The organism is Paractinoplanes polyasparticus (genome assembly GCF_019710575.1).
Taxonomy (GTDB): domain Bacteria; phylum Actinomycetota; class Actinomycetes; order Mycobacteriales; family Micromonosporaceae; genus Actinoplanes; species Actinoplanes polyasparticus.
In genome coordinates, this window is sequence record NZ_JAHWFK010000006.1 from 106,599 (window position 1) to 118,545 (window position 11,947).

At 68.5% G+C, this 11,947-nt stretch carries 10 protein-coding genes; 5 read left to right on the forward strand and 5 right to left on the reverse strand.

Going from position 1 to position 11,947, the window contains the following annotated elements:
• The first annotated feature begins 148 nt into the window (after window positions 1-148).
• Entirely contained in the window at window positions 149-691 is a 543-nt protein-coding gene (locus KXC43_RS09265) for a GNAT family N-acetyltransferase (RefSeq protein ID WP_438870862.1), read from the forward strand.
• Window positions 692-1,250: 559 nt separating this feature from the next.
• On the opposite strand, the gene KXC43_RS09270 is transcribed toward KXC43_RS09265, so the two are convergent.
• A complete protein-coding gene (locus KXC43_RS09270) occupies window positions 1,251-2,999 on the reverse strand; it encodes an acetyl/propionyl/methylcrotonyl-CoA carboxylase subunit alpha (RefSeq protein ID WP_221375567.1) in 1,749 nt (582 codons plus the stop codon).
• Between the two features lie 44 nt (window positions 3,000-3,043).
• Here KXC43_RS09270 and KXC43_RS09275 point away from each other — a divergent pair, with 44 nt between their 5' ends.
• From KXC43_RS09275 to KXC43_RS09285, 3 genes are read left to right on the forward strand one after another with little or no spacing between them, the layout of a single operon-like run.
• Entirely contained in the window at window positions 3,044-3,646 is a 603-nt protein-coding gene (locus KXC43_RS09275; RefSeq protein WP_308129020.1) for a PadR family transcriptional regulator, read from the forward strand.
• A 29-nt stretch (window positions 3,647-3,675) separates the two neighbouring features.
• Window positions 3,676-4,620 (forward strand): ATP-binding cassette domain-containing protein, encoded by a 945-nt coding sequence (locus KXC43_RS09280; protein ID WP_221375568.1) that lies wholly within the window; start codon window positions 3,676-3,678, stop codon window positions 4,618-4,620.
• A 3-nt stretch (window positions 4,621-4,623) separates the two neighbouring features.
• Window positions 4,624-5,379 carry an ABC transporter permease gene (locus tag KXC43_RS09285; RefSeq protein WP_221375569.1) on the forward strand — a complete coding sequence of 252 codons (756 nt, stop codon included), beginning with the start codon at window positions 4,624-4,626 and terminating at the stop codon, window positions 5,377-5,379.
• A gap of 3 nt (window positions 5,380-5,382) precedes the next feature.
• On the opposite strand, the gene KXC43_RS09290 is transcribed toward KXC43_RS09285, so the two are convergent.
• The 4 genes from KXC43_RS09290 to KXC43_RS09305 all read right to left on the reverse strand — a co-directional run bounded on the left by KXC43_RS09290 (window position 5,383) and on the right by KXC43_RS09305 (window position 9,341).
• Window positions 5,383-5,997, reverse strand: coding sequence for a Maf family protein (locus KXC43_RS09290; RefSeq protein ID WP_221375570.1), 615 nt, complete (start codon window positions 5,995-5,997; stop codon window positions 5,383-5,385).
• A gap of 95 nt (window positions 5,998-6,092) precedes the next feature.
• On the reverse strand, window positions 6,093-7,082 hold the full coding sequence (locus tag KXC43_RS53210; protein WP_369076949.1) for a S8 family serine peptidase: 990 nt from the start codon (window positions 7,080-7,082) through the stop codon (window positions 6,093-6,095).
• 1,522 nt (window positions 7,083-8,604) lie between these two features.
• On the reverse strand, window positions 8,605-9,102 hold the full coding sequence (locus KXC43_RS09300) for a hypothetical protein (protein ID WP_221375572.1): 498 nt from the start codon (window positions 9,100-9,102) through the stop codon (window positions 8,605-8,607).
• 41 nt (window positions 9,103-9,143) lie between these two features.
• Window positions 9,144-9,341 (reverse strand): acyl-CoA carboxylase subunit epsilon, encoded by a 198-nt coding sequence (locus KXC43_RS09305; protein WP_221375573.1) that lies wholly within the window; start codon window positions 9,339-9,341, stop codon window positions 9,144-9,146.
• 101 nt (window positions 9,342-9,442) lie between these two features.
• On the opposite strand from KXC43_RS09305, the gene KXC43_RS53535 reads away from it, so the two are divergent.
• The coding region (locus KXC43_RS53535; RefSeq protein ID WP_438870863.1) for a protein kinase domain-containing protein at window positions 9,443-11,947 on the forward strand (2,505 nt) is incomplete at its 3' end.

Genomic DNA, 11,947 nt, shown 5'->3' on the forward strand with positions numbered 1-11,947 from the left:
TTTGTCCGAGCGATTTTTCGCCGAAGCGCGGCGGGCGTACCGTGAAGTTGCCGGAACTCCGGGTCCCCCGTTCTCGGTGTGCCGGCCGGTGGGCCGTCCGTAGGTCCCGTACGGGCGGCCCACCCCTGCCTCACCTACGCTGGTGCGCGTGCCTGCGCTGGTCCCGCCCACAGTCGATGCCCGGCCGTCGTTCCTGGCCGCGATGGACGAATACGTGGCCGAGGGCCGCGGCGGTCCGGATGACTTCAGCAACATCGGAGCCGACCTCCGCGCGTACGCGTCGACCTGGTCGAGCCCGGCGGGCTTCGCGGACTTTGTCGGCTTCCTGCTTGCGCAGCGCCGGGAAGAGACACCCCGGCCGCCTGGCTACGTGCCGACGACGGTGCTGTGGTGGCTCGAGGGCGAGGTCTACCTGGGCCGCCTCAACATCCGCCACCGCCTCGCGCCCGGTCCCGCCGGCGAACGCAACGGTCACATCGGTTACGACGTACGCCCCTCGGCCCGCCGCCAGGGCCACGCCACCGCCATGCTGGCCGCGGCACGGCCGGTGGCGGCCGCTCTGGGCCTTCCCAAGGTGCTCATAACCTGCGACTTCGACAACCAGCCATCCCGCCGAACCATCGAACGCAACGGCGGCATCCCGGCCGCCCGCCGCGACGAAAAGCTCCGCTACTGGCTGGCCACCACCTGAGCCCGCTGCCGGAGTGGTGGCCGGCTCCCTCGTCTGGGGCTGCTGCTGTAGCGCCGGCCGGCTCACCGTGTGGGTCTGCTGGTATGGCGTTGGCCGGTTCGCCGTCTGGGGTTGTCGCTGTGGCGGTGGCCGGTTCGCCGTCTGGGGCTGTCGCTGTGGCGCTGGCCGGTTCGCTGCCTGGCGTCACTGCTGTGGCGCCGACCGGCTCCCGCCTTGGGCTCCTCCTGTCGCGCCGACCGCGACGACAGGCTTTGCCAGTGCCTCGCGAGGAGTGCCGTTCCTGTGGTGGCGACAAAGGCTTCGCCAGTGGCTCATGAGCGGAGGCCATTCGTTGGCGTCGAGGGCCGCGAAAGGCTTCGCCAGTGGCGCGCGAGGGGAGCCGCTCCTGTGGCGTCCCGCGGCGACGAAAGCTCTGCCACCGGCCCACCAACGGGGCCGCTTCTGTCGCGCTTGCCGTGAGGGAAGCTCCGCTACCGGCTCACCTTGGGGCCGCTTTTCCGGCGCCGGTCGCCGCCACACTGCCGTGGCGGTCGCTGCCACACTGCCGTGCCGCTTGCGGTCACTCGATGTTGCACACCACTGAGCCGGCGGTGACGGACTCTCCGACCTTTACCGACAGGCCGGACACCGTGCCGGCCTGGTGGGCGGTGAGCGGCTGCTCCATCTTCATGGCCTCGACGACCACGATCACGTCGCCTTCGGACACGTTGTCGCCGTCGGCTACGGCCACCTTGACGACTGTGCCCTGCATCGGGGCGGTCAGTGCCGCGCCGCTCGCCTGGGTCTGGGCGCCCCCGCCGCCGCGGCGCGGAGCCGGTCGCGCGGCCGCGGCTGGGCCCGGGCCGGCGCGCAGCAGTTTCGACGGCAGCTTGACCTCGAGGCGCTTGCCGCCGACCTCGACGACGACCGTCTCGCGCTCTTCGGCGCCCGGCGCGGCCTCGCCGCTCGCGGTGAAAGGTTCGATGCCGCCTTCCCACTCCGTCTCGATCCATCGGGTGTGGACGGTGAACGGCTCGGACGTGAAGGCGGGGTCGCGCACCACTGCGCGGTGGAACGGCAGCACCGTGGCCAGCCCGGTGATGACTGTTTCGTCGAGAACCCGGCGCGAGCGTTCCAGGGCCTCTTCCCGCGTACGGCCGGAAACGATGATCTTGGCTAGTAGGGAGTCGAAGTTTCCGCCGACGACGCTGCCGGCCTCGACCCCCGCGTCGACCCGGACACCGGGGCCGAGCGGCCACACCAGCGCCTCGACCGCGCCGGGGGCCGGCAGGAAGTTGCGGCCCGGGTCTTCGCCGTTGATGCGGAACTCGATGGAGTGGCCGCGCGGGACCGGATCGCTCGTGAACCGCAGCGGCTCGCCCGCGGCGATGCGGAACTGCTCGCGTACGAGATCAATTCCGGCCGTTTCCTCGCTGACCGGGTGCTCGACCTGGAGGCGGGTGTTGACCTCGAGGAAGGAGATCGTGCCGTCCTGGCCGACCAGGTATTCGACCGTGCCCGCACCGTGATAGCCGGCCTCGCGGCAGATCGCCTTCGCGCTCTCGTGAATGGACGCTCGCTGCTGGTCGCTCAGGAACGGGGCCGGCGCCTCCTCGACGAGCTTCTGATGCCGCCGTTGCAGGGAGCAGTCACGCGTGCCGACCACGATGACCGTGCCGTGCGTGTCGGCCAGCACCTGTGCCTCGACGTGCCGCGGGCGGTCGAGATAGCGCTCGACGAAGCATTCGCCCCGCCCGAACGCCGCCACCGCCTCGCGCGTCGCGCTCTCGAACAGGGCCGGGATCTCGTCGATCGTGCGCGCGACCTTGAGCCCGCGCCCGCCGCCGCCGAACGCCGCCTTGATGGCCACGGGCAGACCGTGCTGCTCGGCGAACGCCACGATCTCGGTCGCGTCGGCCACCGGCTCGGCCGTGCCCGGCACCAGCGGCGCGCCGGCCCGCTGGGCGATGTGCCGGGCGGTGACCTTGTCGCCCAGGTCGCGGATCGCCTGCGGGGTCGGGCCGATCCAGGTCAGCCCCGCGTCGAGCACCGCCTGGGCGAAATCGGCATTCTCGGAGAGGAAACCGTAGCCCGGATGGACCGCGTCGGCGCCGCTGCGCGCGGCGACCTCGAGCAGCTTGCCGATGCTCAGGTAGGTCTCGGCCGCGGTCTCGCCCACCAGCGCGTACGCCTCGTCGGCGAGCCGGGCGGCCAGCGCGTCACGGTCGCTGTCGGCGTAGACGGCGACGCTGGTCAGTCCGGCGTCCTGACAGGCCCGGATGACCCGGACGGCGATCTCGCCACGGTTGGCGATCAATACCTTGCGCACGGGCTGAGCCTAGCCGCAGCGGCCGACAGTTTTACGCTGACGGAGTGTCCGCGACCCGCATGATGATCCTCGGCCTGGTGCAGTGGCTGGAGCCGGTGCACGGCTATGACGTAAGGCGTGAGCTGCTGAGCTGGAGCGCCGACAAATGGGCCAACGTCCAACCGGGGTCGATCTATCACGGTCTGCGCAAGTTGACCGATGAGGGGTTGTTGCGGGAGGTCGCCACCGAGCAGGTGGGTGGCCGTCCCGCGCGTACGACGTACGAAACCACCGACAAGGGCAAAGCGGAGTTCCAGGCGCTGTTGAGGAACGGCTGGTGGAACCTGACGCCGGGGCCCGATCCCTTCATGGCCGCGTTCTCCTTTCTGCCCGCGCTTCCCCGCGAGGAGTCCGCGGCGGCGCTGCGAAACCGGGCAAACCAGCTGCGGGCAGGCGTGCAGCAGCTCGAGGCTGCGACCAAGGCCGACTGGGCCGACAACAAACCGGCTTTCGTGGCGTGGATGTGGGAGCGCAGCATCGCGATGGCCGAGGCCGAGATCGCCTGGTGCGAGCGCACGGCCCGCCGCATCGAGACGATGGGGGACGCCTGGCAGACCCTGAACGAGGCGCGGGAGACCGCTGCCGACGCCGAAATCAAGTTTGACTAGTAAAACTTGACGGTCGTAGGCTCCCCTGCATGATTGAGACGCGCGGGCTACGCAAGTCGTTCGTGTCGCGCCAGGGGCGCGAGAAAAAGACGGTCGAGGCCGTACGCGGTGTCGACCTCACCGTCGCCGAGGGCGAGATTTTCGGCTTCCTCGGTCCCAACGGGGCCGGCAAGACCACTACGCTGCGCATGCTGGCCACGCTGATCGTGCCCGACGACGGCTCGGCCACGATCGCCGGCGCCGACCTGCGCGCCGATCCGGGCGAGGTGCGCCGTCGCATCGGCTATGTCGCCCAGGGTGGCAGCACCTGGGATGATTCCACCGCCCGCGAGGAACTGGTTCTCCAGGCACGCCTCTACGGCGCCTCCAAGAGTGATGCGCTCGCCCGGGCCGCGCGCGTCCTCGAGGGGTTCCAGCTGACCGAGTACGCCGACCGCAAGTGCAAGACCTACTCCGGGGGCCAGCGGCGGCGGGTCGACATCGCGCTCGGCATCATCCACGAGCCCAAGGTCGTCTTCCTCGACGAGCCGACCACCGGACTCGACCCGCAGAGCCGGGCCCACATGTGGGACGAGATCAGACGGCTGCGCGCGGAGGGCATGACCGTCTTCATCACGACCCACTACCTGGATGAGGCCGACGCGCTCTGCGACCGCATCTCCATCATGGACAACGGCGAGATCGTCGCCTCCGGCACGCCGGCCGAACTCAAACGCGAGATCTCGGGCGACGTCGTGCGGGTCGGCCTCCCGGTCGACGCTGTCCCGGCGGCGGTCCAGGCCCTGACTTCCTACAAGACCGAGACGTACGAGGACAACGTGCGCCTCTACGTCGAGGACGGCGCCGTGGCGATCCCGCAGATCCTGCGCGCCCTCGACGCGGCCGGCGTCCCACTCGGCACCGTCGAGTTGCACCGGCCCAGCCTCGACGACGTGTTCCTCACCAAGACCGGCCGATCGCTGCGGGAGAGCTGAGAAATGAAGCTGCTGCGCGACACCTCACTGATCTTCAACCGCCAGATGCAGTTGCTGCTGCGCAACCCGGTCTGGATTCTCGTCGGCGTCTTCCAGCCGGTGATGTACCTGCTGCTTTTCGCCCCACTCCTCAAGCCGGCCCTGCAGGTGCCGACCAACGCCGAGGCGTACGAGATCTTCGTACCCGGTCTGCTCGTGCTCCTGGCCATCTTCGGCGGCCTGTTCCAGGGTTTCGGCCTCATCGCCGAGTTGCGGGCCGGCGTCATCGAACGGTCCCGGGTGACCCCCGTCAGCCGCCTGGCGCTGCTGCTGGGCCGCTCACTGCGCGACGTGGTGTCGCTGATCGCCCAGGCCGTCATCATCACGCTGCTGGCGCTGGTGTTCGACCTGCGGGTCTTCGTGCCCAACCTGCTGCTGGCCTACCTGATGCTGGCCCTGATCTCGCTGATGACGTCCGCGCTTTCGTACGGCGTGGCTCTCGTGGTCAAGAGCGAAGATGCGCTGGCCCCGCTGATGAACACGGTCGCCCAGCCGGTGCTGCTGCTCAGCGGCATCCTGCTGCCGTTGACGTACGCCCCCGGCTGGCTCCAGGGCGTCGCCGACTGGAACCCGTTCTCCTGGGCGGTCAACGGCACGAGGGCGTTGTTCCGCGGCGATCTGGGAGCGCCGGATGTCTGGCAGGGCCTGCTCATCATGGCCGTGCTGGCCGTCGTGGCGGTGGGCTGGGCGGCAAGGGAGTTCGCCCGAAGCGTCCGTTGACCCCTACTTCTTCCAGAGGGCGATGTAGGGCACGCCCATCTCGGCCAACAGGTTCCGGAGCAGGGGCAGCGACAGCCCGATGACGTTCCCGGGGTCGCCTTCGATACGCTCGACGAAGGCGCCCCCGCGGCCGTCCAACGTGAACGACCCGGCCACGTGCAGCGGTTCCCCGCTGGCCACATAGGCGGCGATTTCCTCATCGCTGATATCGGCGAAGTGCACGGTGGTGGTGCCGACCGCTTCGGCCTGCTTGCCGGTGACAAGGCTGGTCACGTGATGCCCGGTGTGCAGCACGCCGGCCCGCCCACGCATCCGCTTCCAACGCGCGGTGGCCTCTTCGCCGTTGGCCGGCTTGCCGAAAATCTCACCCTCGAACGCCAGCACGGAATCACACCCGAGCACGACAACCCCCGGGTCGGCGTTCAACTGAGCGGCAATGGTGCGCGCCTTCATGCGCGCCAGCGCAAGACAGAGCGAGTGCGCATCCGCAGCCTCAACGGTCGACTCATCCACGCCGCTGACCATGACGTCAGCCTCGATCCCGGCCGCACTGAGCAACCCTCGCCGAGCCGGACTGGCCGAAGCAAGAATCAACCGATACACAATGTCCTTCTCCACGCTCAAGAGGCTACAAGCCCCAACCGTGCGAAGGAGCACACAACCCGGCGTTCAGTCCCCAAACGAGACCGGCACAGCAATAATGCGTCGCGCTCCTACCGTCGCCGCCGACGCCGTAACCCCACTGCGGTAAGCGCTCCAACCACGGCAAGAACGGCCGCAACCCCGCCGAACACCAAGGCCGAGCCGCCACCCGACGGTTCCGAATCAGCCCGAGCCCCAGTACTGGGAGCAACAACCTCAGGCCGAATGACACCGGGCGCGCTGCTAGCCGGCGAACCGGAGCCGGGCGCTGAATTGCCCCCACCCTCAAGCGGCGGAACGTCAGCAGTCAACGCCTTAACAATATTGAGCCGCCCAAACCCGCATTCATCATCCCGGCCCGGCGGCCCAATATCGTCCGCGGTGGAGGTCAGTCGATGAACTACCTCCCTTGCGGATAGCTCGGGAAACTTCGACCGAATAAGTGCGGCAGCGCCGGACACTATTGCGGTCGAATTAGACGTCCCATTGGACCTTCGGTACGTGGCTTTCGGAAGCGCGGTAACGATATCTACACCAGGCGCACATATCTGTACCTTTGGATCAGGAGCTGATACTTCGGAATGCTTCCCGTCGCGCCCGGTGGATCCAACCGTTAGCACACCATCTATAGCGCCAGGATAGCCTATCAATGTTTCGGATGACGCATTAGCGGCGGCTGCAACGACGACGATGTCATTTGTGAGTGCGGCGCGTACCGAATCTTGTAGGGCAAATGCAGGGCCAACGCTAGAAGAAACGTTGATGACCTTGGCGCCGTGCTCGGTGGCCCATTTGATTCCCTTGGCCATCGGGGCAGGGTCGAGATTCTTGCCCGACCTTGTAATCCGGATAGGCAACAATTTCGACGATGGCGCGATACCTTGGAGGCCGCTTCCTGAAGACTTCCCATGCCCACCAACGAGCGAGGCCATGGCTGTGCCGTGGCCAAAATCGTCGATCTTTCCGCTTCCGGGACTGGCAGTCGTCTCGTCGGTTCCATCAAGTAAATTCCGCCTGAGGTCCGGATGGGGATAGGATCCCGAATCCACAATGGCGACCACTACGCCCGAGCCGGTCGAAATTGCTTGGGCTTGAGCTATTTTCAACGAGCGCAAGTACCACTGACTGTCACGAACGCCGTCAGCGTGTGCGATGCTGGGTGGTGCTGCCGTAACTGCCAGGATGAAGATGCCTGCAGTTATGGATAAGCTGCGGAAAGTAGTCAACTGAGTCCGATCGCCGGTCCCGGGTCGATGCGGCGTTGTTGCGACGGAAGAACAATCGGGTCTACCCCTTCGGCCGTTTCCCAGGGGTTATCGGGATCCCAGCGTGCAGGGTCCGTCGGGCTGCGGTGATCACTTCTGCGGCTACCGACCTGGCCGTATGGCTGTCCGACGCCATTGGCGGAACTGCGTCCGCTCGAGCTGCCATGAGCTGCGGTACCGCCGCCGATGACTCCTCCGACAGGATTGACGCGATTCGCGCTTGTTCGCGCTGCGCCCGGCTGTCCGATTCCTGGCGTCGGTACGCCGCCGATCATCCCGCCGGGAGGTAGCACGTGAACACCGTTCGCTCCCGAACTCCGAACGAGACCTTCCCGTGGAGCGCCGGTTCCGCGACTCACATTCGGAGGCGGGGGGACGATGCCGGTGCCGCTGTTCGGAGCGAAGCCCGGCCGGGAGATAGGTGGAGAGATCAGTCCCGGGTTGTTTAGGGAGCCACTACTCGGGCTCAGTGGCGCCGGGGAGGGGAAACTTGACGGTGGAGGATTGATAGCCGTCGGATTAGCTCCACCAAGGACAAGTCCGGGCTGAGTCGTTGCCGGCGACGCGACGGGTTGGAAAGCACTCGGTGCAGGAAAGGAAGCGGAGGGGCGCGACGAGCTTGCGGAGTTGGGCGCGCTGCTCTCTGGCCCAAAAGATGGCGTGATTGGCGGGATGGGCGGTGGCGTATACGGACCGTCTCCATCTGGCGGCGGGTCCTGCCTCGACGAAGTCGGCTTGTAAAGCGTCGGGGTGCGTACATTCACCTGAGCCTGAGCTAGGTCAGCGCTGACTCCGCTCAATAGCGTTACGGCTTTTTGGTGTAGGGCCTCTTGACGGCCGGGGGCTACCGGGGGCTGTTCGCCGCTGGGGCTTGGGGTTGGCTGGGGCTGGCCGCTCGCTGACTGTTGTGGGGCCGTGTGGGTCAGCAAGAGTTGCTCGTTTGACTCGTACTCTCGGGCCAGGTCGTCCATTTCTTTCTGGGCGAGGCTGATGGAGAGCGTGGCCGCGGCGAAGGCGTCGTGGTTGGAGATGGCGGCTTCGTAGGTTTCGCTCAGGTTGGTGATCAGCTCGTCCAGGCGGGCGATGTAGGCCGCCGAGGCCGCGTTCTTTTCCGGGGGCCAGACCGACGCCAGGTTGTCTCGGTAGTTCTGCACCTGCCAGCGGTGCTCGACCAGCAGGTCGGCCGATTGCTTCCAGCCCGTCAGTAGCTCGTAATGCTTGGCTGTGTCGGGGTTCTGGATGAGCGCCTGCATCTGCTGCATCGTCAGCATGCCCCACGGGGTACCACCGGCTCCTCCACCGCCGCCTGCGACGAGCATCAGAGGCTCCCCTCGCTGGTCGTGGGTGTTACCGGCGTCGTTGCTTCGGGGATGCCGACCTTGTCGAAGGCCTTGTCGACGTCGCTGACTCGGGCGTGCGCGAAGGCGTCGGAGCCGCTGTACTGCTTGCTGATGTCGGCGGCCGCGTTCGCGAAGCCCTGGGTGCCGTTCGCGTAGTTGTAGACGTTCTGGTGGGTGACGTCTTGCGCCTCGCGGTGGGCCAGCAGGAACGAAGAAAGCTCGACGAATTCGCCCGGTGGCGGCGGCAGCGGTGTGCCCATCGATTCGCTCACCGTGGACATGTGGGGGGCGTAGCTGTCTTTCACGTTGGCGGCGAGTTTGGCGGCGAACTGTTCCATCGCCTGAATGTCGGCCTCGATCGCGCCGAAGTCAGTGGTGCCGTAGTCACGCAGCCATGCGGGACCGCGATCCTCCTCCGGAATCATCCGCGCCTCCCCGGTCCGAACATTGAAGCGCTTGTGAGCGTAGTCGGTCACTGCCAGCGTCGGGGACCCTGTGGACAGTGACGAACGATGATCTATCGGGGAAGTGCTGACGCCTTCCACGAGTGGGGGGTCATCGATGGGCGTGCGGATCGGGCCCAGTGGGAAACCGGGGTCTGAGCAGGCTCGGCATCAACTTCGCTGGATGCTGCTACCAGCACCGTGACCAGCGCGGCCAGCTCGATGTCGGTGGGCTTGCCACGCACGACGCTGACCAGCGGTTCCGTATTCATCGACCGAGCGTACGACTTGACGGCGAAGATCCGGTGACACGCATCCCACACTCGGCTGATCGATTCGCTGTCGCTCGACATGACCGGGTATTTTCTCCGTGATGTCTTCCTCTCCCCCGCTCGTAGTCGCTGACCGTTACCGGCTTGTCGCGCCGCTCGGTCAGGGCGGGATGGGTCGTGTCTGGCGGGCGACCGATGTCGTCCTGCACCGTGAAGTTGCCATCAAGGAACTGGTGCCGCCGCCCGGCCTGACCGCAGCCGAGCGGCAAGAGATGCGGGAGAGGTCGCTGCGCGAGGCGCGCGCGATCGCCCGGCTCAACAACATCAACGTGGTCCGCGTCTTCGACGTGCTGCGTACGGACGCCGACCCGTGGATCGTCATGGAATACGTGCCGTCCCGCTCGCTGCAGGACACGCTTGCCGCCGACGGTCCGTACAGCCCGGTGCGCGCGGCCGAGATCGGTCTGGGCGTGCTCAACGCGCTGCGCGCCGCCCACCGGGCCGGTGTCGTCCACCGCGACGTCAAGCCGGGCAACGTGCTGATCGGCGCCGACGGCCGAGTCGTGCTCACCGACTTCGGGTTGGCCACCGTCCCGGGAGACCCCAACGTCACGCGTACGGGCCTGGTGCTCGGCTCGCCGGCCTACATCGCGCCCGAGCGAGCCCGTGACGGTTCCGCCGGTCCGGCCGCCGACCTGTGGTCGCTCGGCGCCACCCTCTACGCCGCGGTCGAGGGCGCCTCGCCGTTCGCCCGCCCGTCCGCGATCGCCACCCTGGCCGCGCTGGCCACCGAGAACCCGCCGCCCGCGCGCAACGCCGGCCCGATGAAGCCCGTGCTCAACGGTCTGCTCCGCAAGGACCCCACGCACCGCATCAACGCCGAGGAAGCCGAGCGCTTGCTGCTGCGCGCCGCCGGCCGCCGGTCCAAGCTGAGCTTCCCGATGAGCCCGACGATGCGCCGTCCGGGTGTCGGCCGCGACCGGGCGGCACTGACCGGCGGCACCGCCTCCACCCCGGTCGTGCCGGGTCCACGTCCCCCGGTGGCCCGTCCGGCCAACCCACCCGGCCGTACGCCGGTCACGCCGGCACAGGGTCGTGCCGCGAGTCCGCCGCAGCCGCCCGTCAACCCGGGTCGCCCGGGCGCCGACCAGGGCCGCCCGGTCTTCGCGCCGGGCAAAGCGCCGGTGAGCCGTCCCGCCGCCGAGACCCCGACGAGGGTCGACACGCCGAAGGTGGACGCGCCGCGCCTCGACGCGACCCGGGTCGACGGTCCCAAGATCGATGCCACGCGCGTCGACGGGCCCCCGGTCCGCGACGACAAGACCACCTTCATCGGTACGGGTCCCCACGCGCCCGAGCCGCCGCGGTCCGGCCCGCATGCGAGCGGCGGGATTTCCCGTACGTCCCGTGGCGCGCAATCCGGCTTCACGGCAGCAGACGTCGCGGCCAACCGCCGGAAGACGGCCGCTCCCGAGCACGAGCGGTCCCTGGCCGACGCCACGGCCCTGATCCCGCGGGTGGAACCCGACGCGCCGGCCGAGCAGAAGCCGGTGCCGGCGCAGGCTGACCCGACCACCAAGATCCAAACCCCGCCGAAGAACACGACGGCCCCGGCCAAGCCGAAGCGGAACACGCCCGAGCCCGCCGACAAGACGACCAGGATCCCGGCCCCGGTCGACCAGACGACGAAGATCACGGGGCCCTCCGCCCGGCCGGTTGACCCGACCACCAAGATCTCCGAGCCGGTCGACCGGACAACCAAGATCACCGAGCCGGCGAAGAAGCCCGAGCCCGCGAAGAGCAAGGCCGAGGACGCCACACTTGCGGGCGCCAAGCCCACGGGCACCCAGCCGGCAGACGCCAAGGGCGACGTCAAGGACAGCAAGCCGCCGGCCAAGGGCAAGACCGACAAGGCCGTCGTCGTGGACGCGACCCAGGTCGTGAGCCCCGCCAAGAGCGCCCCGGCCAAGGGCAAGAAGACTGCGGTGCCGGCGAAGAGGGTCGCGCCCGCTGCCGCCGGGCCGAACTCCGAGGGCGACACCCCGGCGGCCGACCAGAACAGTGCCTCGGAGGCGGCCGCGACGGGCGCCGCCCAAGTCACCACGGATGACAGTGCTGCGCAGGGCGGCTCCGCGCAGGGCAGCACAGAGCAGGGCAACTCCGAGCAAAGCGGCACCGCGCAGGGCAGCTCCGAGCAGGGCAGCTCCGCGCAGGGCGGCACCGCGCAGGGCAGCCCCGACCAGGCCGGACCTGAGCAGGGCGGCACCGCGCAGGGCGGCACCGCGCAGGGCGGCACCGCGCAGGGCGGCACCGCGCAGGGCAGCCCCGACCAGGCCGGGACCGAGCAGGGCGGCACCGCGCAAGGCAACACCGAGCAGGGCAACACTGAGCAGGACGGCGCCGCGCAGGCCGGCGATGCCGAGAGCAGCGCCACGCGGGCCCGCGATGCCGAGAAAACCGCGCCGGCCAGCGATGCCGAGAGCAGCGCCACGCGGGCCCGCGATGCCGAGAAAACCGCGCCGGCCAGCGATGCCGAGAGCAGCGCCGCGCAGGCCAGCGATGCCGAGAGCAGCGCCGCGCAGGCCAGCGATGCCGAGAGCAGCGCC